We start from the raw sequence: 26,271 nt of genomic DNA on the forward strand, positions 1-26,271 counted from the left end.
CGCATCGACCGCATAGCCGCCCTCCATCACGATGACCGTCGGCAGCGCGGCGGCAGCGATGTGGCAGCCCATGCGCTGGAAATCGGGCGTGTCGAGCGCGAAACCGGCGATCGGATCGCCGGCATATGTATCCGCCCCGAACGACAGGATCAGCAGATCGGCGCCATGGGAGCGGATCGTCGCGAGCGCCTGATCGAGCGCAGGGGCATAGTCCGCCCAGCCCGTGCCGCGCGGGAGAACGAGATTGCGGGTCGTGCCGATCCCGGCGCCAGCGCCACATTCGTCGGCGTGACCCCAGAAATAGGGGAAGTCCGTGCGCGGATCGGCATGGATCGACACGAACAGCACGTCGGCGCGATCGTAGAAGATATCCTGCGTGCCGTTGCCATGATGATAATCGACATCGAGGATCGCGACGCGGCGGCCGGCGTTGATCGCGGCCTGCCCCGCAATGGCGGCATTGTTGAGGTAGCAATAGCCGCCGGCATAGTCGCGCCCGGCATGATGGCCCGGCGGTCGACAGAGTGCGAAGGCGGCGGGGGCGCCGGCAATCACGGCCGCGAGCGCGGACAGGGCGGTCTGCGCACCCCAATAGGCGGCGGTCCAGGTGTCCGGTCCGATTGGTGTCACGCTGTCCGCCGTGAAGGCGCCGAGTTGCGCATCGATGCGGTCAAGATCGAGCGACCGGCGGCGGACGACGGGCCAGGCATAGCCGATCGCATCGCCGTCGCGCCCCGCCGCACGCCAGCGGGCATGCGCCCCCTGGAGGAAGGCGAGGTACGGCGCGTCATGCACGGCGGCGATCGGCGCCAGCCCATGATCGACCGGCACCGTGCAGCGCCCGATTGCGGTGCGGATCCCGGTGGCGCGGGCAGCGGTATCGGCGTGGGTGGCCAGCGCTCCGTTGAAAAATTCCCGGTCCGGACGATGACCCAGCTGGCGATCGTCGAAAACGCGGATCATGCGAGCCTCTCCTTCCGCGCGATCAGCGCGCGACCGGACCCATGACCGGCTTGGCCGGCTTGGCTGGTTTCGCTTCGTCCAGGATCTTGATCAGCGCGAGGCCGCGCGCGTCCTGCGATGCATAGTCGCGCGCGGTCTTTCCGGCGATCCGGTCGGGCCGGGTGGGATCGGCGCCGTTCGTCACGAGCAGCTGCGTCAGGGCGGCATCGCGGCCCTGGACCGCCAGGATGATCGGCGTTTCGCCGCGGGTGTTGGCGGCGTTGATGTCCGCCCCCTCCGCCAACAAGCCGCGCGCGCCTTCGAGATAGCCGATCTGACAGGCGAGCAGCAGCGGGGTATTGCCCTCCCGATCGCGGATGTCGACAGCGGCGCCCTTGGCCAGCAGATAGCCAAGCCAGCCGCTGTCGCGCCGCTTGACCAGGATGTGGAGTGCGCCTTCGCCGGTGGAATAATCCTTGGTGTTCAGGATCTGCGAGCCCGGGCGTTCAACCGCTTCGGCCACCTTGGTGCCGTCGCGATCGCGCACCGCCTTCAGGAAATTGAAGCTGTCGGTGAATTGCGCCACCGCGGGCGTGGCCGCACCGAGCACGCAGGCCAGGGCAATCAGCCGGATCCGCGCACGCTTGTTCCTGATTACCTGCATCCCATATCCCCTAGCGATGCCCAAAGCCTTGATCCGGGACCGATAGCAAAGCATGGCTGGCCCCGCCATGAACAACACGCATGCTTTTGCCGCGATCGGGATCGCACTGTCGCTGACCATCGCGGGATGCGGTGGCGGCGGGGCGGGTCGCGAGGAGCCGCCGCTGGCCGGTGCGCGGATCGGCGGCGCGTTCACGATGGCCGATCAGGACGGCCGGACCGTGACCGACGCCAGCTATGCCGGCAAATATCGCGTGATGTATTTCGGCTATACCTATTGCCCCGATGTCTGCCCGCTGGACGTGCAGAAGCTGATGCAGGGTTACCGTGCCTTTGCCGCCAAGGATCCGGGGCGCGGGGCGCGGGTGCAGCCCATTTTCGTCTCGGTCGATCCCGCGCGCGATACGCCCGCGGTGGTGAAGCAGTTCGTGGGGGCGTTCGGGCCGGGTCTGGTCGGCCTCACCGGCAGCGCCGCGCAATTGGCGGAGATGGCGAAACGCTATGCCGTCGCCTATTCCAAGCAGCAGACGCCGGGGGCGTCGGGCTATCTGATGAACCACAGCCGGATGGCGGTGCTGTTCGCGCCGGACGGCAAGCCGGTGGCGCTGGTCCGCGCCGACGAGGGCGCCGAATCCGTGGCCGCCGATCTCGACCGCTGGGTCGTATGAGCGTGCCCGAGCCGCGGCCATTCTGGGAAACCGTACCGCTGACCCGGATGACGCGCGCGCAGTGGGAATCGCTGTGCGACGGGTGCGGGAAATGCTGCATCCACAAGCTGGAGGATGAGGAGACGGGCGAGGTGTTACCGACCAACGTCGCCTGCCGTCTGCTCGACCGGCGGTCGGGGCAGTGCAGCGATTACCGGCGGCGCCACGCGTTCGTGCCGGAATGCGTGCGGTTGACGCCCAGCAAGCTCGACCAGCTCGACTGGTTGCCGTCGACCTGCGCCTATCGCCTGATCCGCGACGGCCAGCCGCTCTATGAATGGCATCATCTGATATCCGGCGACCGTGAGGCGGTGCACCGCGCTGGCATATCGGTGCGCGGCTGGACGGTGTCGGAGGATGAGGTCGGCGACCTGGAGAACCATATCGTGGATCGCGAATTGTAAGGAAGCTGCAATTCGAGGATCTGGGGTTCTTGATGCGAAACTCAAAAGTTTTGTATCAAGAACGGGCATAATTAGCGGCTACAGCAGGATCGCGCTAAGCCACGTTGATGACGCCAGCCGAAGCATTCGCCTCCTTTGCCGCAACCCTGATGGGTTTGCCGATCAGTCATGTTTGGCGCGGCTACGGCTCCGCGATCTTCATTGAGATTGGCGAGCTATCCCCGCAAACGAGACGGGATGGTTCCCCCGGCAACCCGGAGGGCGAAGTGTCGCTCGGCGTTGAATGGAGTTGGCGCATCGAGGATCAAACCGCCATTCGATGTGGAAGCTGGAGCGAGGAAGAGTTGTGGGAGCCAGCGCTTGATACGCTGCGCAATGCACGGATTGCCGGATGCGAGTTGTTTGGCACCTTGGCCGAGGTCGTAATCACAACCGATACCGGTGTCCGGTTTCTCTCGTTCTCGACAACCGACGGTCAGCCGCAGTGGCATCTCGTAGATCGACGTGATGGACCATCACGATGGTTCACCGTTCGGAACGGGCAGCTTCACCTTGGAGACGGAACCGAGCCATCGTCTTAAACGACGGCGAGCCATTCTTTCGCGGCGGTGATGCAAGAATCACGAGTCTTGCATGGCGTAAAAGCGATCTCAAACCCGTTGCTTGCGCGATGCAGAAGTCCGATGCCTTTCGGCTTTCGCGTTCGGCATCGGCCCTACGCCGACGCGCAGCGGTTTGGGGCGTCGCACCATCCTCGCACGTCCAGGCCTTTGTGCCAACGAACTGCGGCCGGGACAGATCGCCAGACAGGGCGGATGACGAAGGGGATGCGCGACGGTAAGGATGAGCCGGTGAAGTTCTTTTCCCGGTCAACCCCTGTGCTGCCGGTCTTCGGTCCTGCGCCGCTGGTCGTGCGGCGGATGGCGCAGGCGCGGGCGATGCGATTGCGGGTCGATCCGCGCGATGGGACCGTGCGGTTGACCCTGCCGGCGCGGGCGGCGATCGGGCCGGCGATCGCGTGGGTGGAAAGCAAGCGCGGCTGGATCGAGGCGCAGCAGGCGGCGATCCCGAAACCGGTCGCGATCGGGCCGGGCGCGGTGATCCCCTATGAGGATGGCGCGGTGCGGATCGACTGGTCGGCGGATGGACCGCGTGCGCCGCAGCGGGTGGATGACCGGCTGATCCTAGGCGGGCCGGAGGAACTGATCGCGCGGCGCGTGCTGCGCTGGCTGGCGCGGCAGGCGTTGGTGATGCTGGACGCGGAGACGCGGGCCTATGCGCGCGCCGCAGGTGTCACGATCGGGCGGGTGGCGATCGGCGATGCGCGATCACGCTGGGGCAGTTGTTCCAGCAGCGGCGATATCCGCTATAGCTGGCGCCTGATCCTGGCGCCGCCGGACGTGCGCCGCGCAACGGTGGCGCATGAAGTGGCGCACCGATTGCACATGGATCACAGCCCCGCCTTCCATGCGGCGGTCGCGCGGCTGTACGGACGCGATCCCGGACCGGAACGCGCCTGGCTGCGGCAGCATGGCGCCGTCATTCAGGGATTTGGCCGCTCGTCCTGAGGCGTGCGTTCGCGGCGGGGCAGGCGATCGGCGCGCGGCGCGCGGTCGGGCCGGTCCGGGCGATCGCCGCGGGTGAGCACGCCGTCCAGCCATTGCTGGTCGAGGGCGGGCGCCGCCGGTTCTGGTGCGGGCTGGTCGTCGCCCTGATCTGGCGCCGCGTCGGTCGGAACACCGGGCGCGGCAGGCGCAAGATCGGTGGGGGCAGGCGCGGCGGCGTTGTCGCCCGCGAAATTCTGGTCCGGTTCGCCGAAATACGCCTCTTCATCGGGTTCCAGCTGCCATTCGGGCAGGGTCACGTCGGTCTGGAACCCCGGATCGGGCCGGTTGGCGACGGCGGCGCGCATGAAGGCGGCGAAGGCCGAAGCCGGCGCGCGGCCGCCCTGGAGCCCGCCAACCGCCTTGGCATCGTCGCGCCCCATCCAGACGCCGGTGGTGAGGCCGCTGGAGAAGCCCAGAAACCAGCCATCCTTGTTCGAGGAGGTGGTGCCGGTCTTGCCCGCGACGGGACGGCCGATCTGCGCGGCGCGGGCGGTGCCGGTGTTCACGGCGGTCTGGAGCAGGTCGGTCATCTGGGCCGCGACCTGCGGCGCGACCAGCACGCGCGGGGTATCGGCGCGATGTTCGTACAGCACCTCCTGCGTCCCCTGCTGCACCACGCGCAGGATGCCGAACGGCGTGACCGCGACGCCGCCATTGCCGACGGAAGCGAAGGCGCGGGTCATGTCGATCAACCGGACGTTCGACGATCCCAGCACCATGGCGGGATGGGTGTTGATCGGCGTGGTGATGCCGAACCGCCGCGCCATGTCGGCGACGGTATCGAACCCGACCTGCTGCCCGAGCTTGGCCGCGATCGTGTTGATCGAGAAGGCGAAGGCGGTGCGCAGGTCGATCTGGCCCGAGAAGCGGCGCGAGCTGTTGCGCGGGCTCCAGCCATCAATCGTCACCGGTTCGTCGACTACTGGCGTCGACGGTGTCATTCCGGATTCCAACGCGGCAAGATAGACGAACAGCTTGAACGCGGAGCCGGGCTGGCGTTCCGCCTGCGTCGCGCGGTTATAGATGGACGAGACATAGTCACGCCCGCCGACCATCGCGCGCACCGCGCCGTCGCGATCGATCGATACCAGGGCTGCCTGCAACCCCTCCGGCGTATTCTGGCGGACCGCATTGTCGGCATCGCGCTGCATGCCGAGATCGAGCGTGGTGTAGACGTCGATCGGCGCGGTGGTCTCGTCGATCAGCGTATCGAGCTGCGCCAGCGCCCAGTCGGTGAAATAGCGGACGCTGTTGCGTTTCGGTTCGGGCGCGAGCTTCACATCGGCGGGGTCGGTCTGCGCCTGTTCGGTGTAGCTGATCTTGCCCGCGTCGCGCATCACGCCGAGCACGACGCGCGCGCGATCGACCGCGGCCTGGGCATCGGCGCTGGGCGAGTAATTGGACGGCGCCTTGACCAGCCCGGCGAGGATCGCGGATTCGCCGAGCGACAGCTGCGTGCCGGGATGGCCGTAGAATTTGCGCGATGCGGCGTCGATGCCGTAGGCGCCGCCGCCGAAATAGACGCGGTTCAGATAGAGTTCGAGGATCTGGCGCTTGGAAAACTTCCATTCCATCGCCATCGCCAGGATGATCTCGCGGATCTTGCGGCCGGCGGTGTAGCTGTTGGTCAGGAAGATGTTGCGGGTGATCTGTTGCGTGATGGTCGACGCGCCCTGCAGACGGCGACCGGTGCCGCGGCGTTCCCAGGCGTATTTGGCGGAGCGCGCCATGCCGATCGGATCGATGCCGGGGTGCGCATAGAAGCGCCGATCCTCGACCGCGATCATGGCGTCGGCCATGACGTGCGGGATCGCGTCGAAGGGAATCCACTGACCGGGGGCGGGGCCCATATTGACGATCTGTGTGCCGTCCGCAGCCAGCACGCGGATCGACTGGCCATTGGGGCTGAGCTTCAGTTCATCATAGCCGGGCAGCGAGGCGACCGCGATCATGACCGCGATGAACGTGCCGATCAGGCCGGCCAGGACGGCCAGCGCCAGCACCTTGAGGCTGGTGACAAGCCGCTTGCGGGAGCGGCGGGTCGGCGAAGGGCTGGATGCGGCGGCCATTTATGGTCCGTTCGATTAGACGCGATGGAAGGCGGCGACAAGCGCCGTCGGGTGCAACGGCTTCATTCTGCGACGTCCAGCCAGCCGCCGGTGAAACCCGCCAGTTTCAGCCCGCGGCGGATGTGGGGATTGCGACGCATCGTTTGCCAGACGAGGCCGGTATCGTGATTTTCCGCCATGGCGAGGATCGGCCCCTGATCGATGCCGAGATGATCGCCATCGACCCAGCCGATGCCGGGATGGATGCGGCCGTGGAGCAGCGGTTGATCACTGGCGGTCAGGGTAGGGTTGAAGCTGTCGAAGAAGCCATATTGGCCGTAGAGCACCGCGCCGTAGCGATCCCGCATCGCGTTGAGCGCCGGGATCACGATTTCGGGTGCGAAGGCGATCGATCCGCCGGCGGCGGTGGGGGCGATGGTGCCGTCGTCGCGGTCGCCGGGGCCGCGCGCGGAATAGCTGAAGAACGTCCGCCGGACGCCGTCGACGGTGGTGGTGAAATCACCCGGCCCGTCGCAGGCGGTGAGGCCCCAGATGTCCGGCCCATAATCCTTGAACCCGCCGCGATTGGCCACCGCCCAGGCACGCTGCGCATAGGTGGCGCGGCGGCTGTTTTCGAAATAGTCGAAGCCGCGGCGCCGGCTGTAATCGTCCCGCAGCCCCTTCAGGTCGAGCCAGACCTGGCTATATTGATGCCCGAACAGCGGCGGGAAGGTGGTGTAGCCATTGGCGCTTTCCCCGATCCAGCTGGCGTCGAAGGTGCGGGTCCACGCGTTCCAGGTTTCGCGCGGCAGCGGGTAGGTGGGCGAGGCGATGGCGAGGATGTAGAGCAGCATCCCTTCATTGTAGATATTCCAGTCCGACTGGATGAAGCCGGTTTCGGGCCGCCAGCCCATGCTGACGAAGGGTGGGCGCTGCACCGCCCAGGTCCAGTCGACCCGGACATAGATCGCCTCCGCCAGGCGGCGGATCTCGGCCTCCTGCGGATCGTCCTCGTCATCGAACCAGCTTTGCGCGAACAGGATACCGCCCAGCAGCAGCGCGGTATCGACGGTCGACAATTCGGTAAGTCCGAGCCGGTAGCCGGCGGTGCGATCGATAAAATGGTAGAAGAAGCCCATATGGCCGGTGGTGTCGGCTTCCTGCGGCCCCTTGTTCGCGCGGTCGAAGAAGCGGAGCGTGGCGAGCGTGCGATCGCGCGCGGCGGCGCGGGTGATCCAGCGGTTGACGACGCCGATCGGATAGGCGGTCAGCGCGAAACCGACCGCGGCGATGCTGGCGAAGGACGGCGTCGGCCAGCGATCCGGCGCGAGGCCGGTCGCGGGATCGGTCGTATCCCAGAAATAGCGAAAGGTGCGCTCCTTCAGATCGCCCAGCAACGCCGCCGTCGGCGGAACCGGTGATGGTGGAGCGACGAGGCGGAGCGGGGCACAGCCGGCGAGCAACCCGGCACTGCCGAGAAGGACGCCGCGTCGGGAAAGCGAAGGCATCAGACGCATACTCGCGGAACGGCCAGGAAGATCCATCACACCGTATCGCACGCGGGCATCCTGCCCATGCGCGATCCGGTGGATGGTGCCGGGCAAGCGTCAGAAGCGGTAATAGGCGCCGACCTGGATGCTGCGCGGCCGGGTGATGATCGAATTGGGCCGGCCGAAGTCGGGATTATCCTCCGGCAGGGTCGGGATGAAGCCGTTGAAGCCCCCGTAATTCTTGTTGTTGAACACGTTGAACACGTCCAGCGCGACGCCCAGAATGTGGCTTTCGAACAGACGGAACTGCTTTTCCAGCTTCAGATCGACCGAGCAGAAGGCGAAGGTGCCGAGGCAATTCTTGTCGGGCCGCCCCGCAAAGCGGCGCAGGACGCGCTGGTTGACGCCCGAACCCTGTGACTGGTCGTCGATGGTGAAGGGCAGACCGGTGCCGGCCTGGCTGAGGGTCGACAACCGCATGTCCCAGGGCAGGTCGACCGACCCGCTGAGCACGATGCGGTGGCGTTCGTCCGTGCTGCGCGGGTAGAAGCCGTAATCGGCCGGGGTCGGGGCATCCAGGCTGAACAGATCGCCGCCATTCTGCTTCGCCCTGGAGAAGGTGTAGGCGAGATTGACGCCCCAGCCGGACGCCTGCGTATAGGGTTTTTCGATCGTCGCGTAGATCGCCTTGTACCGGCTTTCGAGCCCGTCGACCGCCGCCAGCACGTTGCCGAAGCCGTTGGCGCGCGGGATATCCGTGTTGCAACAGGTGCCGTCGGGATTGCGGGTGGCGAAGATATAGGTGAACCCGTCCTGCCCGCGAATATAGCTGGCGGTCAGCGACGTCTGGAAGATGCCGATCTTCTGCCGCACGCCGAGCGAGAACTGGTCGGTCGACAGCGGTTTCATGCGGCTCTTGATCGCGAACAATTCCGGCAGGCCGGTCTGTGCCGACGCGCGCAATTCGGCAAGCCCCTCGCGGGTCAGATATTTCGGATCCCACCGCACGGTGGGATTGCCGTCGCGCGGCAGGCCATCCTGCGAAAAGCGGAACACGCCCGTGGCATATTGCAGGCGGAATTGTTCGTCGAGCGTGTCGTTGAACACGTTGCGATCAAAATATTTGCCATAGCCACCGAAGAAGACGGTGCGCTGGTCGTCGAAAAGATCATAGGAGAAACCTATGCGCGGCTGGAACGCCTTCTTGTAGGACGGGCGATCCTCGCCATCGGTGATATAGTCCGCGCCATTGAAATAGTCGGTCGTCGGCAGCGCGAGCAGCGTCCGCCGTGCGGCGTCCGGGGTGACGTAGCGGTTGTTGAACAGGTTGCTTTCATAATCCCAGCGGATGCCGAGATTGAGCTGAAGCCGATCGGTGACGTCCCAGTCGTCCTGCGCATAGATGCCGAACTGCGAATTGGATGCGCTGATCCGCGGATCGCCGATCCCCAACTGCGCCTCCGCCGGGAAATCGAAGGTCAGGTTATTGATGCTGTCATTCCGGTAGGTGTATCGCGGCTGGACAAAAAACAGCTTCTCAAAGTCATAGCTCTGAACCGAGTATTTGACGCCGAACTTCACGATGTGGCGCCCGGCAAATTCAAGGTCGTTCAGCGTCAGGTCGTTGCGCAAGGTCCAGCTTTGCTGGCTGATCCGCTGGGTACTGTCCGCCCCGCCGAAGGTGATCGTCTGGGCATATTCGGTCGTCGGACTATCCGGGTTGATCGCGGTCGGGTTGTAGACATAGTCGAGATAGGTCAGCGTGGTTTCGTTGACGAACGTGTCGCCGCGATAGGTCCATTTGCCGTTATAGGTATCGACCCGGTTCTTCTTGTTCTGCGCGACGCTGAACGCGGCCTGCGCATTCCCGAACAGATCACCGAACCCGGTGATGTCGGTTTCCTGGCGGCGGTTGAAGCTGAGGTCGAGCGTCTGGGCTTCGTCGGGCGTGAACGTCAGCTTGCCGAAATAGATGTCCTGCCGGAACGGGCTGACATAGGCGCCCTCATATTGGCCGAAGCGTGCGAGGTTGGCGGGGGTGCGGTTGCCGAGGATCACGGTGCTGGCGCGGTCCTGGTCATTGCCTTCGTACGCGCCGAAGAAGAACAGCTTGTCCTTGATGATCGGCCCACCGAGCGACACGCCATATTGTTTGCGCTTGTAGGCCGGTTCGGGCAGCCCCTGACGCTTCAGGATCACCGATTTCTCGGTCATGCTCTTGTCCTGGTAGGCGGCGAACGCCTCGCCGTGAAATTCGTTGGTGCCGGACTTGGTGATCGCGGTGACCAGTGCGGCGGCGGCCTGTTCATATTCAGCCTTGTAGTTCTGCGTCAGGACGCGGAACTCCTGTACGGCCAGCTGTGCGAAGGGATTGCCGCGGCTGTCCTGTTGCCCGACGATGCCGCCCGACAGGACATTGTTCTTCAGGCTGACGCCGTCGATGAAGACGTTGACCTGAGCGGCGTTGGACGCGCCCGACTGGAACCCCTTGTTGGTGTCGCTGTCATTGTAGCGGACGCCGGGTGCGAGCTGCGCGAAACTCAGGAAGTTGCGGTCGGTCTGCGGCAGCGACTGGATCTGTTGCGCGGAGACGTTGGTCGCGACCTCGCTGGTCTTGGTTTCGACCAGACGGCCGGCGGTGACGATGATCGCCTGATCGTCGGGTGCGGCGGTGACGGAACCGCCGACGGTGGCGGGTGCGCCGTCAGCCGCGGCCGGGGCGGCGGGAGCCGTCGGAGCGGCCGGAGCAGCATCGAGATTGAGGGTCGCCTGTTCGCCGACGCCCACAATCACGCGCTGCCGGATCGGCTGGCCACCGGCGCCGGGGATCGTGATCTCGTACGATCCGGGGCGCAGGTTGGCGAGGACGTAGCGGCCCGCCGCGTCCACCGGCCGAACCACGGTCTGGTTGGTGGCGAGATTGCGGGCGGTGACGGTCGTGGTGCCGGCGGTCGCGCCGGCGACGACGCCGCGGATCGTGCCGGTCGAGGTTTGGGCCTGAACCGGTGCGGCACAGGCGAGCGCGAGGCCGGCGATGCTGGCGGACAGGCCGAGCCGACGGCGTGCGGCGATGGTGGACATGGTCATGAAAATCTCCCCTATATTCTGTTTTCGGGATGCGATCATTGCCGCAGCTGTGCGGAGCGCATCGCCGGATGCGGCGGCGATCGGACGCGCGCCGTGGGGTGGCGATCAGTGCGGTGGATCGGGGCGGGGAATCGCCATGGTCGCTCCTGCCGCCCATCCGCCACGGTGGTGGCGGGCCGGGCGGGACGTCATCAATCCCCCGCAATCCGGCTAGGCCGGTCGTCGGCGGGTGTAAATGACAGAGCGGTAATATGAACGAGAAATTAGCAACGGCTGTTGCCCGTCTGCAACATGCGTTGCTATGCCAGCAGGTCGAAGCTGCCCTGCAGGCCATGTTCGGCGTCCGGCGCGATCCAGACATCGAAGCGGCCGGGTTCCACGGTCCAGTCCAGCGCCCGCCCGACGAACAGTAGATCCTGCCGCGTCAGCGTGAAGGCGACGGTGGCGGACGCACCGGGGGCGAGATCGACGTGCCGCCAATCCTTCAGTTGCCGGATCGGGCGCGTGACGCTGGCGGCGCGGTCGTGGATGTAGAGCTGGACCAGCTCCGTCGCGGCGCGGGTGCCGGTGTTGCGGACCGTGGCACGCACGGTCAGGCTGCCGTTCCAGGGGAGCCGACCGGTGCCGACGTCCAGCCGTTCATAGACGATCCGGCCATAGGTGAGGCCGTGGCCGAACGGATAGGCCGCGACATTGAGCGTTTCCTGATACCGGTTCTTGAACTCCTCCCCCGGCAGGCGCGTGACCGGCGGGCGGCCGCTGGTCTTGTGATCGTAATAATAAGGCGACTGGCCGGTGCTGCGCGGAAAGCTGATCGGCAGGCGACCGGACGGGCCGGCGGCGCCGAACAGGATGTCGGCGACGGCGGGACCGGTTTCGACCCCCAGAAACCAGGCGACCAGGATCGCGTCCGCGCGGGCGGTGACCTCGTCTAGAACGAGCGCACGGCCATTCTTCAGGATCACGACCATCGGCGTGCCCGTGGCGGCGACCGCGGCGATCAGTGCGCGTTGCGGCGCCGGAATATCGACGTCGATCCGGGATTTGGATTCGCCGGACATATTCTCGCCCTCGCCCACCACCAGCACGGCGACATCGGCGCGTTTGGCCGCGTCGACCGCAGCCTTGATCCCGCCGGGCAACGGCCGGTCCAGGCCGGACCCCGCCACCACGGTCAGGCGGGCACCGGGCCCCATGGCCGCGCGCATCCCCTGTTCGATCGACACCGCGTACCGCGGGTTGCCGAACACCACCCAGGGGCCGTTGAGATGATCCGGGCCACCGACGAACGGGCCGATCAACGCGATCCGGCTGGACGGGGCCAGCGGCAGCACCCCTTCGTTGCGGAGCAGGACCATCGATTTGACCGCGGCCTCGCGGGCCAGCGCGCGGTGCGCGGGGCGATCATCCTTTTCCACTGCGGCGGGCGCGAAGCGATTATAGGGATCGTCGAACAGGCCAAGCTGTTCCTTCAGCGCGAGCACCCGGCGGACCGCGTCGTCGACCCGCGCCAGCGGCACGTCGCCGCGTCGGACCAGATCGGGCAGATATTTCAGGTACAGCCCGCTCATCATGCTCATGTCGGTGCCGGCCAGAAACGCCTGTTTCGCGGCGTCACGTTCGTCGGCGGCAAGGCCGTGGGCGATCAATTCCAGATCGCCGGTATAGTCGGAGACGACGAAGCCCCGAAATCCCCATTCCCCGCGCAGGACATCGGTCAGCAGCCAGGGATTTGCATGCGCCGGAATCCCCGAAATCTCGTTGAAAGCCGCCATGGTGCAGAGCGCGCCGGCATCGAACGCGGCCTTGAACGAGGGAAAATAGGTTTCGCGCAGCGTCCGTTCCGAAACATCGGCGGCGCTGTAGTCCAGCCCGCCGATCGCCGCGCCGTAAGCAGCGAAATGTTTCGGCGTCGCGAGCATCGCCGTTGGATCGGCGAGGCCCGTTCGCCCCTGAAACCCCCGCACGCGCGCTGCGGCGAAGCGCGATTGCAGCACCACATCCTCGCCCGCACCCTCGACCCCGCGCCCCCAGCGCGCGTCGCGGCTGATGTCGACCATGGGCGCGAAGTTCCAGGCGAGGCCGGCGGTGGTTGCCTCCACCGCCGCGGCGCGGGCGGTGCGTTCGGCCAGATCGGGATCGAAGCTGGCTGCCTCCGCCAGCGGAACGGGAAAGACGGTGCGGAAGCCGTGGATGACATCGCCCCCGAACAGCAGCGGGATCTTCAACCGGCTTTCGCGGACCGCGACATCCTGCATCTGCCGCGCCCAGGTGACATCGCCGCCGTTGAACAGCGCACCGATCAGGCCGTCGCGGACCTGCCGCGCCTGTTCCGCCTCGTTGGCCGCCGCCGCCGCGGGGTTGAGCGCGACCGCCGTCGCACTGGCGCGTGCGGCGGAAAAGGTGCTGAGCTGGCCGGCCTTTTCCTCCAGCGTCATCCGGGCGACCAGCGCATCGATCCGCGGGCTGCGCGGGCGCGGTGCGGCGCGGGGCCGCGCGGCGGCGGCGGTGCCGGCGAGGGCGGCCAGCGACAATCCGGACAGGAGGACGGTACGGCGGGTCGATGTCATCATCATCATACGTCCGGACCGGCCAGCCGTTCCATCCGGCGACCGCAGCGATCCACGACCGTCCATCGTTGCGCAACTTGCGTTATCCATTCGGATCGTCGCAGGAGGAAGTTTCGGGCCCGAAAGGCAGTTGGTTCACGCGCCCGTCGGACAGTATGAGGGCCCATGCGCATCACGATCCGCGACGTATCCGAGGCCGCCGGCGTATCGTTCAAGACGGTATCGCGCGTCCTGAACAACGAACGCCATGTCCGCCCGGCGACGCGCGAGCGGGTGGAGGCGGCCATGAAGGCGCTCAATTTCCGGCCGAGCTATGCCGCCCGCGCGCTGGCCGGGGCGCGATCGTTCCAGATCGCGCTGATCTATGACAATCCCAGCCCTTATTATATCCACAACATCCAGCTGGGCGTGCGGGCGCGGTGCGTGGAAGATCGGATCCGGTTGATCGTGCAGCCGTGCGACCTGACGTCGGACGGGCTGTCGGCGGAGATTGGCGGCCTGATCGACGAGACGCATGTCGACGGCGTGATCCTGGCGCCGCCGCTGGGCGATGTGCGCGCGGTGACGGAGGAACTGGAACGGCGCGGCATCGCCTATATCCGGATCGCCGCGGCCGATCCGGCGCCGGCCGAACGGCGGGTCACGATGGACGACGCGGCGGCGGCAGCGGACATGACCCGCCACCTGATCGACCTGGGGCATCGTCGGATCGGATTCCTGACCGGGCATCCCGACCATGTCGCCGCCCGCGACCGTCTGATCGGATATCGGAGCGCGATGGCGGCGGCCGGGATCGCGGAGATGCCCGGCCTGGTCGCGGAAGGACGGTTCGATTTCGAGAGCGGTGCGGCGGCGGCGGCGGTGCTGCTGGCGTCCGACCCGCGTCCGACCGCGATCTTCGCCAGCAATGACGATATGGCGGCAGGTGCGCTGGCGGCGGCGCATGCGCGCGGGATCGCGGTGCCGGACGAGCTGTCGATCGCGGGGTTCGACGATATCGATCTGGCGCGCGCGGTGTGGCCGCCGCTGACCACGATGCGCCAGCCGATCCGCGACATCGCCTATGCCGCCGCGGACCTGTTGCTGGACCGCGAGGGGACGGGCGCGGGCAAGCCGCCATTGCCGCCCTATCAATTGATCGTGCGCGGATCGACCGGGCCGGTGCCGGCCGGGAGTTGAGCATGCGGATCGTGATCACGGCCCTGTCGGCGCTGGCGGCCGCCACCGCCGCAACCGCGGCGCCACCGGTGGCGACGCCGGCCGACCTGTTCGGTCCGTTGTTCGAGGCGGTGCAGATGCGGCGGATCTTTCCGGATGGGAAGACCTTCGTCGATGCGGTGCCGCGACGCGCGCCGGCCGCCATCCTGGCGGAGTATCGACGCGGCCGATACCCGGACGATGCAGCGTTGCGGCGGTTCGTGCTGGCCAATTTCCGGGTGCCGGGCGACGCGCCGACGCCCCCCGCCCCCACCGCCGCGACGAGCGGGCAACGCGTGCCGATGGCGCAGCATATCGCGGGATTGTGGCCGGTGCTGACGCGGGCGCCGGAACGACCGCCGGCGGGATCGTCCGCCTTGCCATTGCCGGCGCCCTATGTGGTGCCGGGCGGGCGGTTCCGGGAAATCTATTATTGGGACAGCTATTTCACGATGCTGGGGCTGGTCCGTGACGGGCGGCGCGATCTGGTCGAGTCGATGATCGACGACTTCACCAGCCTGATCGAACGCCATGGCCACATCCCGAACGGGACACGCAGCTATTATCTCAGCCGATCACAGCCGCCCTTCTTCGCGCTGATGACCGCATTGTCCGTCAACCGGAATCCTGCGGTGCGGGCGCGGCGGCTGGCGGCGTTGCGGCGGGAACATGCCTATTGGATGGCGGGAGCGGTGAAGCTGGCGCCCGGTGGCGCGGCGGCGCGGGTCGTGGTGATGCCGGACGGCGCGATCCTCAACCGCTATTACGACGATCGATCCACCCCGCGCGACGAAAGCTGGCGCGAGGATGTGCTGGCGGCGCGTGCGTCCGGCCGCCCGGCGGAGGTGGTGCAGCGCGACCTGCGCGCCGGAGCGGAGAGCGGATGGGATTTCAGTTCGCGATGGTTGGGCGACGGGCGCACGCTGGCGACGATCCGCACGACGGCGGTGGTGCCGATCGACCTGAACAGGCTGTTGTGGGCGCTGGAACGGCGGATCGCCGAGGAATGCGGGGCTGCCCGCGACCGGGCCTGCGTCCGGGCGTTCGCTGCGCGCGCGCAGCGGCGACGCGTGGCGATCGAACGCTGGCTATGGGATGCCCGGGCCGGGCGCTATGTCGATTGGGATCGCAGCGCGCGCAGGATCATCCCGGCCACGACCGCGGCGATGCTGTATCCGTTGTTCGTCGGGCTGGCGCCGCAGGACCGCGCCGATGCAATCGCACGGCTGACCGCGCGCGACCTCGTCGCATCCGGCGGGCTGCGCACGACGACGGTGAGGACGGGGCAGCAATGGGATCGGCCCAATGGCTGGGCGCCGTTGCAATGGGTCGCGGTATCGGGCCTGCGGCGGTACGGCCAATCCGCTCTGGCGGGGCGGATCGCGGGCGGGTGGCTGCATACCGTCGACGCCGAATATCGCGCGAGCGGGCGGATGCTGGAGAAATATGATGTCGAGGAACGCAAACCCGGCGGTGGCGGGGAATATGCGTTGCAGGACGGATTCGGATGGACCAACGGCGTCACGCGGGAACTGCTGGCGCTTTATCCGGGCATCGTGAACTAGAGCTTTGCTGCGCAGCATATGGCGCAGCATCGTCAATCGATGCGCATCGCCTCCGCCGCCAGCGCTTCGGCCTCGATCAGCAGATCGTCGTCACCGCTGGCGGTGGTCACGCGTTCCCGCCCGATCAGGACCAGGACCGGAACGGCGAGCGGCGACACCCGATCAAGCGCGACATGGACCATGGTGCGGGCGGCACGATCGAGCAGCGCGGCCAGGCGGCCGACATCCGTCATCCGCGCGCGGGCATCGGCCCACGCGGCCTCCAGCAGCAGATGGCCGGGTTCGTAGCGACGCAGCACGTCGTAGATCAGATCGGTCGAGAAAGTGACCTGCTTGCCGGTCTTGCGCTTGCCGGGATGCTGGCGTTCGACCAGCCCGCCGATTACCGCAACCTCGCGGAAGGCGCGCTTGAGCAAGGCGGACTGCTGCACCCAATCGACAAATTCGTCCTCCAGGATATCGGCGGAGAACAGGCTGGCGGGATCGGTGACGGGTTCGGTGCTGAACGTCGCCAGCGCATAGTCGTTGGCGACGAAGCCGATCGGCTTCAGCCCCTGCGTCTCCATCCGCTTGGTGATGAGCATGCCCAGCGACTGGTGCGCGTTCCAGCCTTCGAAGCTGTAGGCGACCATGTAATGGCGACCCTCGCGCGGGAAGGTTTCGACCAGCAGTTGCGCCGGATCGGGGAGGGTGGAGCGGCGTCGCTGGATTTCCAGCCAGTCGCGAACGTCATCGGGGAAGCGATGCCATTCGCCGGGATCGTGCAGGAAATGGCGGACGCGGGCGGCCAGGTTGGTCGACAGCGGCATGCGCGCGCCGCCATAAGTGGGGATGCGGGCGGGCCGGGCGGTGGCACGGACGAGCAGATCCTCGGTTTCGATGCGATCAACCTCCAGCGACATCCCCGCGAAGAAGAAGGTATCGCCCTTCGTCAGCGTGGCGGCAAAGCTTTCCTCGACCTTGCCGAGCGTGCGGCCGTTCTTGAAGCGGACGTTGAGCATCGTGGCTTCCACGATGATGCCGGCATTCAGGCGGTGCTGGCCGATGAACTTGGGATGGGTGATGTGCCAGAGGCCGTCGGGGTGGAGCGCCAGCCGCTTGAACCGGTCATAGGCACGCAGCGCATAGCCGCCGGACTCGATGAAGCCGAGGACCCGGTCGAACGTCTCGCGATCCAGCGATGCATAGGGTGCGCTGGTCCGCAGTTCGGCGAGCAGCGTGTCGGCTGCGAACGGTGCGGCGCAGGCGCAGGCCATGATATGCTGCGCCAGCACGTCGAGCGCGCCCGGCCGGAAGATGTCGGGATCCAGTTCCCCCGCATCCACCGCGTCGAGCGCGGCGCGCGCCTCCAGATATTCGAAGCGGTTGCCGGGAACGACGATGGCGCGCGACGGTTCGTCGAGCCGGTGGTTGGCACGGCCGATGCGTTGCAGCAGGCGCGACGAACCCTTGGGCGCGCCCATCTGGATGACGAGATCGACATCGCCCCAGACGACGCCGAGATCGAGGCTGGCGGTGGCGACGAGGCCGCGCAGCTTGCCGTCGGCCATCGCCTGTTCGACCTTGCGGCGGGCATCGCGGCTGAGCGAGCCGTGGTGGATGCCGATCGGCAGCTTCTGCTCGTTTTCGCTCCAGAGATCCTGGAAGATCAGCTCGGCCAGGCTGCGTGTGTTGCAGAACACCAGCGTGGTGCGGTGGGCGGCGATGGCGGCCATCACCTGCTTTGCCGCATAGCGGCCGGAATGGCCGGACCAGGGAATACGATCCTGCGGCAGGAGGATGCCGATTTCGGCGGGCGCACCGGGCGCGCCCTGCACCATGGCGACCGCATCGATGTCGCCATCCGGCGACAGCCAGCCGCGATAGCCATCGGGATCGTCGACCGTGGCGGACAGGGCGACGCGGCGCAGGCCGGGGCTGAGCGTCTGCAACCGGGCCATGCAGAGCGAGAGCAGATCGCCGCGCTTGCCGGTGGCGAAGGCGTGGACCTCGTCGATCACGATCGTGCGAAGCGAGGCGAACAGCAGCGGCGCATCGGGATAGCTGAGCAGCAGGCTGAGCGATTCGGGGGTGGTGAGCAGCATGTGCGGCGGTTTCGTCCGCTGACGCTGCTTGCGATCGGACGGCGTGTCGCCGGTGCGGGTTTCGACGCGGATCGCGACGCCCATCTCCGTGATCGGATCGATCAGGTTGCGCTGCACATCGACCGCGAGCGCCTTTAGCGGGGAGACGTAGAGCGTGTGCAGGCCGTCCGCCGGATGGTCGATCAGTTCGGCAAGTGAGGGCAGGAAGCCCGCCATCGTCTTGCCGGCGCCGGTGGGCGCCACCAGCAGCGCGGAACGCCCCGCGCGTGCGGCGGCGAGCATGGCCAGCTGGTGCGGGCGCGGCGACCAGCCCTTGTCGGCGAACCATTTGGCGAGGGGAGCGGGGAGCGGGGTCACGGGAGTTGAGATAGGGCGGCGGCAGGAAATTACCGCATGCCTTCGATCGGAGTGGGCGCTTCACCTGTGGGAGATCCCGGCGTTCGCCGGGATGACCGGTTTGGCCTCAATCCCCACCCCGATCGCGGCGCCGCACGATCGACCAGAGCATCAGCATGCCAAGGCAGAGGGGGATGATGATCCAGGCGGCGATGGCGGCGTTGCTCATGCCGCGGCATGTCGGCCGGACCGGCGCAGGCGTCAACGGCTGGTATGGGGGACATTTCGCCCCATATCGACCCGCATGGCACGACTGGCATCCTGGATCGAACCGCATCCGACCGGCATCTACGTTCCCGCCGCCGATGCGTGGATCGATCCGTCGCAGCCGGTGGCGCGGGCGTGGGTGACGCATGGCCATGCGGATCATGCGCGCGGCGGCCACGGCGCGGTGCTGGCGACGCCGGAGACGCTGGCGATCATGGGCGTCCGCTATGGTCCGCAGCAGGGGCAGCCGATCGGCTATGGCGAAAGCGTGACGGTGAACGGCGTATCGGTCCGCTACGTACCGGCGGGGCATGTGCTGGGATCCGCGCAGATCGTGCTGGAGTATCAGGGCGAGCGGGTGGTGGTGTCGGGCGATTACAAGCGCCGGCCGGACCCGACCTGTGCCGCGTTCGAGCCGGTGCCGTGCGACGTGTTCGTGACCGAAGCGACATTCGGCCTGCCGGTGTTCCGGCACCCGGATACGCGCGCCGAGATCGACAAGCTGCTGGCCGCGCTGCATGCCAATCCCGACCGTTGCGTGCTGGTCGGCGCCTATGCGCTGGGCAAGGCGCAGCGGGTGATCCGCGAGCTGCGCGATCGCGGGCATGCCGATCCGATCTTCATCCACGGGGCGATGCAGAAACTGTGCGACCTGTATGTCGCGCATGGCATCGATCTGGGTGAACTGGTGCCCGCGACCGGATTGAAGCCGGCGGCGATGAAGGGCGCGATCGTGGTCGCCCCGCCGGGCGCGCTGAACGACCGCTGGTCGCGACGCCTGCCCGATCCGATCACGGCGATGGCGTCGGGCTGGATGCGGGTGCGCGGGCGAGCGCGGCAGAAGAATGTCGAATTGCCGCTGATCCTGTCCGACCATGCCGATTGGGACGAGCTGACCGAGACATTGCGCGAGATCGCGCCGTCCGAGGTATGGGTCACGCATGGACGCGAGGACGCGCTGGTCCATTGGTGCATGACCCGCCAGATCAAGGCGCGCGCGCTCGATCTGGTCGGTTATGACGATGAGGACGAGTGAAGCGATGCCGCTTCATCGCGGATTTACGCTTCTTCGCTAAGCCCGCGCGATCATCGTAAGGGGCGGGCATGATCGATCCTGAAACCGTCGCCATGTCGCGGCAATCCGAACGGCGCTGGCTGCTGGCGATCCTGGCGCTGGCGCTGATCGCGCGGATCGTGGTGGTGTCGATCGTCAGCCGGCCCTTGGTGAGCGACAGCGCCGCTTATATGGAAATGGCGCGGACGCTGATCCAGACCGACCGGATGGTCGACAGCTATGGCAATCAGGTGCTGTACAGCCCCGGCTATCCGTTCGCGCTGGCGTTGCCGTTCGCGCTGTTCGGCGTGTCGGCGCGGGTGGCGGTGCTGACGAACATCCTGCTGGGCGCCGTAGCGACCGGGCTGGTGTGGCGGCTGGCGCGGATCGCGACCGGGCGGGCGGTGCCCGCGTTGCTGGCGGCGGCGGGATTCGCGGTGCTGATCCCGGCGGTGGCGCAGACCCCCGAACTGGCGCGTGAGCATGTGTCGACCCCGTTGCTGCTGTTGTACCTGCTCGCCTGCCTGATGCTGGTACGGTCGCCGCGGCCGGGGCGCTGGGTGCTGGTCGGGGGGCTGGCGTTCGGCTTCGGGCTGCTTGCGGGGGTGTCGTCGATCTTCACCGGGATCGTGCTGCCGGTGGCGGTGCTGTTGCGGCGGGCCGGATGGGTGCAACGGGCGGGGATCGTCGCGGCGTTCACCGGTGCGACCGCGCTGCTGATCGTGCCATGGCTGATCCATGTCGATCATGTGATTGGACGCCCGATGATGAGCGCCAATGGCGGCATCAACCTGTATATCGGCAATAATCCGGCGGCGACCGGATATTTCGTGCCGATCGACCGCACGCCGATCGGCCCGCATTGGCACCGGCTGCGCGCGCAGCTGGGCGAGCTTGGGCTGGACGATCTGCTGAAGCGCGAAGCCTCTGCGTGGATGCGGGCCGATCCGGTGCGGACGGCGGCGCTGGATGCGCGCAAGCTGGTGTATTTCTGGCTGCCCGACGTGCCGGACGCGGAGGATGAGGATGCGGGGACGCCGCTGGCTCTGATCCGCTGGGTGGGGGTGGTTCAGCATTTGCTGATCCTGGCGCTGGCGATCGTAGCGGTCGCGCGCTGGCGGCGGCTGGCGACGGGTGCGCGTTTGCTGGTGCTGGCGGTGCTCGCGTTCTGGGCGATCCACGGCATCGTCTACATGATCACGCGCTACCGCGCGCCGGCGATGCCGCTGATGATCGTGCTGGCCGCGATCCCGGTGGCGGACGGGCTGGCGCGGCGTCGGGGTGGTCAGGCCGTGTCGGCGGTCTGAAGCCGGAGCGGCGCGATGCCGCTGGCAGTCAGGTGGCCGTTCAGATCGGCGATCAGCCGGTCGAGCGCCGCCGCATCGCGGCCCTCCGCGCGGGCGACGAGCAGGGGTTCGGTGTTGGACGCGCGGAGCAGCCACCAGCCGTCGGCGCCGGTGCGGCGGATGCCGTCGGTCGTATCGATCGGGATCGCGGCGGCCTGAAGCGTGGCGGTGATCGCCGCGACGACGGCGAACTTGCGGTCGTCCGGGCAGGGGAAGCGCAGTTCGGGCGTGTTGGCCAGCGTGGGCAGTTCATCGACCAGTTCCGCGAGCGTGCGACCCGAGCGATGGACGGCGTCGATCAGGCGAAGCGCGGCGTAGAGCGCATCGTCATAGCCGGGGTAGCGATCGGCGAAAAACAGGTGTCCGCTCATTTCCCCCGCCAGCAGCGCGCCGGTTTCCGCCAGCAGCATCTTCATCGGCGCATGACCGGCCTTGCCCATGACCGGTGTGCCGCCGAGCGCGGCGACGCGGTCGAACAGCGCCTGCGACATCTTCACATCGCCGATGATGGTGGCGCCGGGATGCGCGGCCAGCACGGGTTCGGCCAGGATCGCGAGCAGCTGATCGGCGGGAACGATGCGGCCGTGCCCGTCGACCGCGCCGATGCGGTCGCCGTCACCATCGAACGCGATCCCGAAATCGAGCGCCTGCGCCATGACCAGATCGCGTAGCGCAGCCAGATTGGCAGGGATGGTGGGGTCGGGATGGTGGTTCGGGAAACGACCGTCGACGCTGGTGTAGAGCGTCAGGTGCGTGCCCGGGAGCAGCGCCGTCAGTCGATCGACCAGCGGACCGGCGGCTCCGTTCCCCGTATCCCAACCGATGCGGAGTGCGCCGGCGTCATGATCCTGGAGCAGGCGGTCCAGATAGAGATCAGCGATGTCAGCATTGTCGACGCGGCCGTCGCCATCGTCCCAGTCCCCGGCGGCCGCGGTTTCACCGAGCCGGGTGATGTCCGCACCGAAGAAGGGGCGGTGATGCAGGACCAGCTTGAATCCGTTGTGATCGGCGGGGTTGTGGCTGCCGGTGACCATGATGCCGGCGTCGACCTCCAGCGCCGTTTCTGCGAAATACAGCATTGGCGTGGGACCCAGGCCAATGCGCACGACATCGATGCCGGTGGCGGTCAGCCCGGTGACCAGCGCTTCCTCCAGCATCGGGCTGTGCGTGCGGCCGTCATAGCAGACGGCGATGCGGGTGCCGCCGGCGCGGCGGACGACCGTTCCGAAACTGCGGCCGATCGCGACCGCATCGGCGGGACCGAGCCCGCGCCCCACGACGCCGCGCACGTCATAGTCGCGCAGGATCGCGGGATCGAAGCGGTGCGGCATCGCGAACCGGATCAGCGCCGCGATGCAGGCCGGGGTTCCGCGACCGCGAGCAGCGTATCACGCGCGAGATTGACGCGCCGGGCGAGATCGGTGCTGCCACCCTGATCGGGATGGACGCGCGCGATCAGCCGGCGATGCGCGGCGCGGATCCGATCGGCGTCGGCCCCGATCGGCAATTCGAGCAAGGCGAGCGCCTCCGTTTCCGTCATCGCGGCGCGAACCGGCGCCTTGTTGCGGAACCAGAGCCAGGTTCCGGCGCCGCCAAGCGCGAGCAGCCCCATGGCGGGATTGCCACGGGTGAACAGGCTGAGCCCGATCAGTGCGGCGACCGCCGCCGCGACATCGGCGTAGCGCAGCGTCTTCAGCGTGCCATCCTTATAGGCCCAGTAGCCGACGGCGAGCGCGATCAGGAGCAGCAGGCCCATCAGGCCGCCGCCTGATCGGTGCGGCCGAGCGGCGCGGTGGCGCGGTGATCGGGCAGGCTGAGCCCCGCGATCATTTCGCGCAATTCCTGGCGGGCGGCGACATGCGCGATGCCGGCGTCGGAGCCGATCGCCTTCAGATCGAGCAGCGTGAGCCCCTTCGGAAACAATTCCCGGAAGATGACGCGTTCGGACAGGCCCGGGATGACGCGGAAGCCGACGCGTTTGCTGAGTTCAGCCAGCGCGGCCGCGACGCGTTTCATGTTGCGCGCCTCGATATGCTGCAGCCGGTTACGGAGCACGACCCAGTCGACGGTGCCGCCGTCGGTCTTCGCCCGCACCTTGCGCGCGTCCCAGACGATTTCGGCGTAGAAGCTGGGGCGCTTGATCTTGTAGCTGTCGGGATCGACCTGGCCGATCAGATCGAGATCGATGAAGCTGTCGTTGATCGGCGTAACCAGAGTATCGGCGCGTTCGATCGCGGCGCGGGCCGGGCCGTCGTCGCGCCCGGGGGTGTCGACAACGATGATGTCCACTTCGCTGCGCAGCGCATCGATGCGGTCGCCGACCTGTGGCCCCTGGTCGGGATGCAGCGTTTCGACGCGGGGCAGCGGCAGGTCGATCCCCATCCGCTGCATCGTGCCGATCCGGTTTTCGAGATAGCGACCCAGCGTGCGCTGGCGATGGTCGAGATCGAGCGCGGCGACGCGGCGACCGGCGGCGGCCAGCGCGACGGCGGTGTGGACCGCGGTCGTGGACTTGCCCGAGCCACCCTTTTCATTCGCGAAGACGATGAGATGCGCTGTCTGCAAAAGCCCTTTGCGGGTGTGCCCCGCCCCCTTGATTCCGCCGGTCGCGCGCGCCAAAGCACGTCACCAAGCCCTATCGGAGGCCCACACAAGGTGCAAATCATTCGTAGCCTGAACGCCTTGCGCGCGGCGGTGCGCGGTTGGCGGGCATCGGGCGAGCGCGTTGCGCTGGTGCCGACGATGGGCGCGCTGCACGCCGGGCACATGGCGCTGGTCGACGCCGCGCGGCGGCGGGCGGACCGCGTGGTGGTATCGATCTTCGTCAACCCGACGCAATTCGGACCGAACGAGGATCTGGCGGCCTATCCGCGCCGCGAGGCCAGCGACGCCGCACTGCTGGAGGCGGGCAAGGTCGACCTCCTGTGGGCGCCCGACGTGGCGGAGATGTATCCGGAGGGCTTCGCCAGCACGGTGTCGGTACGCGGGATCAGCGAGGGGTTGTGCGGCGCGGCGCGGCCCGGGCATTTCGACGGGGTGGCGACGGTGGTGGCCAAATTGCTGAACCAGGTGACGCCGGACGTCGCCTTGTTCGGGGAGAAGGACTGGCAACAACTGGCAGTCGTGCGGCGGATGGTGGCGGACCTGGATATCGGTGTCGAGATTGCGGGCGTGCCCACCGTGCGTGAGGATGACGGCCTGGCCCGCTCATCCCGCAACGCCTATCTCGACCCGGAGCAGCGATTGATTGCGCGGGCGCTGCCGCGTGCGCTGGGCGAGGCGGCGGCGGCGATCGGACGGGGTGAAGCGGTTGCGGCGGCGCTGGAATCGGCGGAGCGCCGGCTGATCGAGGCGGGCTTTGTCGGCGTCGATTATATCCTGCTGTGCGATGCCGAAACACTGGTGCCGATGCGGGCATGGGCCGAGCGTCCGGCGCGGTTGCTGGTCGCGGCGCGGCTGGGCACGACACGGTTGATCGACAATCTGGCGGTGCCCGCGAAATAAACGGCAACGGTGCCAAGCGGCCGGCGGCGTTAACCATTTCTTCTGTGATTCGCCGTCATGTTTCCAGTCCTGACGAGGAGCGTCACATAGGGAACGGGACATGGGACACAGCCTGAAGGCAGCGGCCTTCCTGATTGAAAGCCGAATGGCGGATGCGGCCCGCGGTGACATTGACGCCTATTTCGACCTGGGAATGGCCTATTCCTCCGGCACCGGCGGAATCGAGATCGACCTGGTCGAAGCGCATAAATGGTTCAACCTGGCGGCGCTGGGCGGTAGCCGGCGCGGACAGGAATGCCGTGCCGAGATTGCCGAGGACATGACGGCGCGCGAGATCGGGAACGCGCAGAAGGCGGCGCGCGCCTGGCTGGGTGCGACGATGCGGCACGCGGCCTGAACGATCCGACGACCGCGGGCGCCTAACCGCGTTTGAACGGGGTCATTTCGACCAGCGCCTCGATATCGTCGGCGACGGCGGCGCGTTCCTGTTCGAGATAGTCGGCCACGGCACGGCGAAAGCCGGGGTCGGGAATATGATGCGCGGACCAGGTGACTGCCGGGCTGTAGCCACGCGCCAGCTTGTGCGCGCCCTGTGCGCCCGCCTCGACCCGCGCAAGACCGCGTGCGATGGCGGCGTCGATCGCCTGATAATAGCACAGCTCGAAATGCAGGAACGGGACATCCTCGGTCGATCCCCAATAGCGGCCATAGAGCGTATCCGCACCGATCAGGTTGAGCGCGCCGGCGATCGGACGGCCATCCCGCAGCGCGAGCATCAGCAGCACGCGATCCCCCAGCCGTTCCGAGAGCAGCGAGAAGAAGCGGCGATTGAGATACGGCCGGCCCCATTTGCGCGCGCCCGTATCCTGATAGAAGAGCCAAAAGGCGTCCCAATGCGCATCCGTGATCGCGGCGCCGGTCAGATGGACGATGTCCAGCCCTTCGACCGCGGCGGCGCGTTCCTTGCGGATCGCCTTGCGCTTGCGGCTGGCAAGCGCGGCCAGGAAATCATCGAAGCTGGCATAGCCGTCGTTGGTCCAGTGGAATTGACGATCGGCGCGGATCAGCCAGCCGGCGGCCTCGAATGCCGGAACCTCCTCCTCCGCAATGAAGGTCGCGTGCGCGGAGGACAGGCCGAGCCGGTCGACGACCGCCGCGATCGCCGCAAGCAGCGGCGCGCGCAGGGCGGGATCGCGCGTCAGCAGGCGTGGGCCGGGCACCGGGCTGAACGGGACGGCGATCTGCAGCTTCGGATAATAGTGGCCGCCGGCCCGATCGAACGCGTCCGCCCAGCCATGATCGAACACATATTCGCCCTGGCTGTGGCTTTTCGCATAGGCCGGCGCAATGGCGATCGGGCGGCCATCGGGTCCGTCGATCGCGATCGGCACGGGTTGCCA

General features: G+C 67.3%; 21 protein-coding genes. 10 read left to right on the plus strand and 11 right to left on the minus strand.

What is annotated here, in order from left to right:
• A partial coding sequence (locus VF649_RS07855; protein WP_331011407.1) for a histone deacetylase family protein occupies positions 1 to 963 on the minus strand: 963 nt, incomplete at its 3' end.
• A 22-nt stretch (positions 964 to 985) separates the two neighbouring features.
• Complete coding sequence (locus VF649_RS07860; protein WP_331011408.1) at positions 986 to 1,606, minus strand: ankyrin repeat domain-containing protein; 621 nt, start codon at positions 1,604 to 1,606, stop codon at positions 986 to 988.
• 67 nt (positions 1,607 to 1,673) lie between these two features.
• Here VF649_RS07860 and VF649_RS07865 point away from each other — a divergent pair, with 67 nt between their 5' ends.
• The 4 genes from VF649_RS07865 to VF649_RS07880 all read left to right on the plus strand — a co-directional run bounded on the left by VF649_RS07865 (position 1,674) and on the right by VF649_RS07880 (position 4,284).
• Positions 1,674 to 2,273, plus strand: a complete 600-nt coding sequence (locus VF649_RS07865) for an SCO family protein (RefSeq protein WP_331011409.1) — start codon at positions 1,674 to 1,676, stop codon at positions 2,271 to 2,273.
• A complete protein-coding gene (locus VF649_RS07870) occupies positions 2,270 to 2,716 on the plus strand; it encodes a YcgN family cysteine cluster protein (RefSeq protein ID WP_331011410.1) in 447 nt (148 codons plus the stop codon). The genes VF649_RS07865 and VF649_RS07870 overlap by 4 nt, the downstream gene beginning before the upstream one ends.
• A gap of 107 nt (positions 2,717 to 2,823) precedes the next feature.
• The gene (locus VF649_RS07875) at positions 2,824 to 3,297 is read left to right on the plus strand and encodes a hypothetical protein (RefSeq protein ID WP_331011411.1); all 474 of its coding nucleotides are present in this window, start codon (positions 2,824 to 2,826) and stop codon (positions 3,295 to 3,297) included.
• A gap of 339 nt (positions 3,298 to 3,636) precedes the next feature.
• Positions 3,637 to 4,284 (plus strand): SprT family zinc-dependent metalloprotease, encoded by a 648-nt coding sequence (locus VF649_RS07880; RefSeq protein ID WP_331011427.1) that lies wholly within the window; start codon positions 3,637 to 3,639, stop codon positions 4,282 to 4,284.
• On the opposite strand, the gene VF649_RS07885 is transcribed toward VF649_RS07880, so the two are convergent.
• The 4 genes from VF649_RS07885 to VF649_RS07900 all read right to left on the minus strand — a co-directional run bounded on the left by VF649_RS07885 (position 4,260) and on the right by VF649_RS07900 (position 13,521).
• Positions 4,260 to 6,392, minus strand: coding sequence for a PBP1A family penicillin-binding protein (locus VF649_RS07885; protein WP_331011412.1), 2,133 nt, complete (start codon positions 6,390 to 6,392; stop codon positions 4,260 to 4,262). The two genes, VF649_RS07880 and VF649_RS07885, sit on opposite strands and share 25 nt — an antisense overlap.
• 62 nt (positions 6,393 to 6,454) lie before the next feature.
• Positions 6,455 to 7,879, minus strand: coding sequence for a glucoamylase family protein (locus VF649_RS07890; protein ID WP_331011413.1), 1,425 nt, complete (start codon positions 7,877 to 7,879; stop codon positions 6,455 to 6,457).
• 99 nt (positions 7,880 to 7,978) lie between these two features.
• Positions 7,979 to 10,948 carry a TonB-dependent receptor gene (locus tag VF649_RS07895; protein ID WP_331011414.1) on the minus strand — a complete coding sequence of 990 codons (2,970 nt, stop codon included), beginning with the start codon at positions 10,946 to 10,948 and terminating at the stop codon, positions 7,979 to 7,981.
• Positions 10,949 to 11,247: 299 nt separating this feature from the next.
• Positions 11,248 to 13,521 (minus strand): glycoside hydrolase family 3 N-terminal domain-containing protein, encoded by a 2,274-nt coding sequence (locus VF649_RS07900; protein ID WP_414713648.1) that lies wholly within the window; start codon positions 13,519 to 13,521, stop codon positions 11,248 to 11,250.
• Between the two features lie 162 nt (positions 13,522 to 13,683).
• On the opposite strand from VF649_RS07900, the gene VF649_RS07905 reads away from it, so the two are divergent.
• Positions 13,684 to 14,697: a LacI family DNA-binding transcriptional regulator gene (locus tag VF649_RS07905; protein WP_331011416.1), complete on the plus strand. Its 1,014-nt coding sequence runs from the start codon at positions 13,684 to 13,686 to the stop codon at positions 14,695 to 14,697.
• A gap of 2 nt (positions 14,698 to 14,699) precedes the next feature.
• The gene (gene treF / locus VF649_RS07910; protein ID WP_331011417.1) at positions 14,700 to 16,280 is read left to right on the plus strand and encodes an alpha,alpha-trehalase TreF; all 1,581 of its coding nucleotides are present in this window, start codon (positions 14,700 to 14,702) and stop codon (positions 16,278 to 16,280) included.
• Between the two features lie 32 nt (positions 16,281 to 16,312).
• Here treF and VF649_RS07915 read toward each other — a convergent pair whose 3' ends face one another.
• On the minus strand, positions 16,313 to 18,721 hold the full coding sequence (locus tag VF649_RS07915; protein WP_331011418.1) for a ligase-associated DNA damage response DEXH box helicase: 2,409 nt from the start codon (positions 18,719 to 18,721) through the stop codon (positions 16,313 to 16,315).
• Between the two features lie 283 nt (positions 18,722 to 19,004).
• On the opposite strand from VF649_RS07915, the gene VF649_RS07920 reads away from it, so the two are divergent.
• Together VF649_RS07920 and VF649_RS07925 are read left to right on the plus strand one after the other, a co-directional pair.
• On the plus strand, positions 19,005 to 20,003 hold the full coding sequence (locus VF649_RS07920) for a ligase-associated DNA damage response exonuclease (RefSeq protein ID WP_331011419.1): 999 nt from the start codon (positions 19,005 to 19,007) through the stop codon (positions 20,001 to 20,003).
• Between the two features lie 68 nt (positions 20,004 to 20,071).
• Positions 20,072 to 21,328 (plus strand): glycosyltransferase family 39 protein, encoded by a 1,257-nt coding sequence (locus VF649_RS07925; RefSeq protein ID WP_331011420.1) that lies wholly within the window; start codon positions 20,072 to 20,074, stop codon positions 21,326 to 21,328.
• Here the strand turns inward: VF649_RS07925 and pgmG are convergent.
• From pgmG to VF649_RS07940, 3 genes are read right to left on the minus strand one after another with little or no spacing between them, the layout of a single operon-like run.
• Positions 21,307 to 22,698 carry a phosphoglucomutase/phosphomannomutase PgmG gene (gene pgmG, locus VF649_RS07930; protein ID WP_331011421.1) on the minus strand — a complete coding sequence of 464 codons (1,392 nt, stop codon included), beginning with the start codon at positions 22,696 to 22,698 and terminating at the stop codon, positions 21,307 to 21,309. The genes VF649_RS07925 and pgmG overlap by 22 nt on opposite strands.
• Positions 22,699 to 22,709: 11 nt before the next feature.
• Positions 22,710 to 23,123, minus strand: coding sequence for a molecular chaperone DnaJ (locus VF649_RS07935; RefSeq protein WP_331011422.1), 414 nt, complete (start codon positions 23,121 to 23,123; stop codon positions 22,710 to 22,712).
• Positions 23,123 to 23,932 carry a division plane positioning ATPase MipZ gene (locus tag VF649_RS07940; protein WP_331011423.1) on the minus strand — a complete coding sequence of 270 codons (810 nt, stop codon included), beginning with the start codon at positions 23,930 to 23,932 and terminating at the stop codon, positions 23,123 to 23,125. Before VF649_RS07940 ends, VF649_RS07935 begins: the two co-directional genes overlap by 1 nt.
• Before the next feature lie 90 nt (positions 23,933 to 24,022).
• Between VF649_RS07940 and panC the strand changes: the two genes are divergently transcribed.
• Together panC and VF649_RS07950 are read left to right on the plus strand one after the other, a co-directional pair.
• Complete coding sequence (gene panC / locus VF649_RS07945) at positions 24,023 to 24,871, plus strand: pantoate--beta-alanine ligase (RefSeq protein WP_331011424.1); 849 nt, start codon at positions 24,023 to 24,025, stop codon at positions 24,869 to 24,871.
• A 100-nt stretch (positions 24,872 to 24,971) separates the two neighbouring features.
• Positions 24,972 to 25,268 (plus strand): hypothetical protein, encoded by a 297-nt coding sequence (locus tag VF649_RS07950; protein ID WP_331011425.1) that lies wholly within the window; start codon positions 24,972 to 24,974, stop codon positions 25,266 to 25,268.
• Positions 25,269 to 25,290: 22 nt separating this feature from the next.
• On the opposite strand, the gene VF649_RS07955 is transcribed toward VF649_RS07950, so the two are convergent.
• On the minus strand, positions 25,291 to 26,271 hold a 981-nt coding region (locus VF649_RS07955), incomplete at its 5' end, for a GNAT family N-acetyltransferase (protein ID WP_331011426.1).

It is taken from the genome of Sphingomonas sp., from assembly GCF_036387535.1.
Taxonomy (GTDB): Bacteria; Pseudomonadota; Alphaproteobacteria; order Sphingomonadales; family Sphingomonadaceae; genus Sphingomonas_R.

Bases quoted from the DNA above. Each gene is read 5' to 3' on its own strand.
- VF649_RS07860 (WP_331011408.1), bottom strand. From the start codon at position 1,606: ATGCAGGTAATCAGGAACAAGCGTGCGCGGATCCGGCTGATTGCCCTG.
- VF649_RS07865 (WP_331011409.1), top strand. From the start codon at position 1,674: ATGAACAACACGCATGCTTTTGCCGCGATCGGGATCGCACTGTCGCTG.
- VF649_RS07870 (WP_331011410.1), top strand. From the start codon at position 2,270: ATGAGCGTGCCCGAGCCGCGGCCATTCTGGGAAACCGTACCGCTGACC.
- VF649_RS07875 (WP_331011411.1), top strand. From the start codon at position 2,824: ATGACGCCAGCCGAAGCATTCGCCTCCTTTGCCGCAACCCTGATGGGT.
- VF649_RS07880 (WP_331011427.1), top strand. From the start codon at position 3,637: ATGGCGCAGGCGCGGGCGATGCGATTGCGGGTCGATCCGCGCGATGGG.
- VF649_RS07885 (WP_331011412.1), bottom strand. From the start codon at position 6,392: ATGGCCGCCGCATCCAGCCCTTCGCCGACCCGCCGCTCCCGCAAGCGG.
- VF649_RS07890 (WP_331011413.1), bottom strand. From the start codon at position 7,879: ATGCCTTCGCTTTCCCGACGCGGCGTCCTTCTCGGCAGTGCCGGGTTG.
- VF649_RS07895 (WP_331011414.1), bottom strand. From the start codon at position 10,948: ATGACCATGTCCACCATCGCCGCACGCCGTCGGCTCGGCCTGTCCGCC.
- VF649_RS07900 (WP_414713648.1), bottom strand. From the start codon at position 13,521: ATGATGACATCGACCCGCCGTACCGTCCTCCTGTCCGGATTGTCGCTG.
- VF649_RS07905 (WP_331011416.1), top strand. From the start codon at position 13,684: ATGCGCATCACGATCCGCGACGTATCCGAGGCCGCCGGCGTATCGTTC.
- treF (WP_331011417.1), top strand. From the start codon at position 14,700: ATGCGGATCGTGATCACGGCCCTGTCGGCGCTGGCGGCCGCCACCGCC.
- VF649_RS07920 (WP_331011419.1), top strand. From the start codon at position 19,005: ATGGCACGACTGGCATCCTGGATCGAACCGCATCCGACCGGCATCTAC.
- VF649_RS07925 (WP_331011420.1), top strand. From the start codon at position 20,072: ATGATCGATCCTGAAACCGTCGCCATGTCGCGGCAATCCGAACGGCGC.
- pgmG (WP_331011421.1), bottom strand. From the start codon at position 22,698: ATGCCGCACCGCTTCGATCCCGCGATCCTGCGCGACTATGACGTGCGC.
- VF649_RS07935 (WP_331011422.1), bottom strand. From the start codon at position 23,123: ATGGGCCTGCTGCTCCTGATCGCGCTCGCCGTCGGCTACTGGGCCTAT.
- VF649_RS07950 (WP_331011425.1), top strand. From the start codon at position 24,972: ATGGGACACAGCCTGAAGGCAGCGGCCTTCCTGATTGAAAGCCGAATG.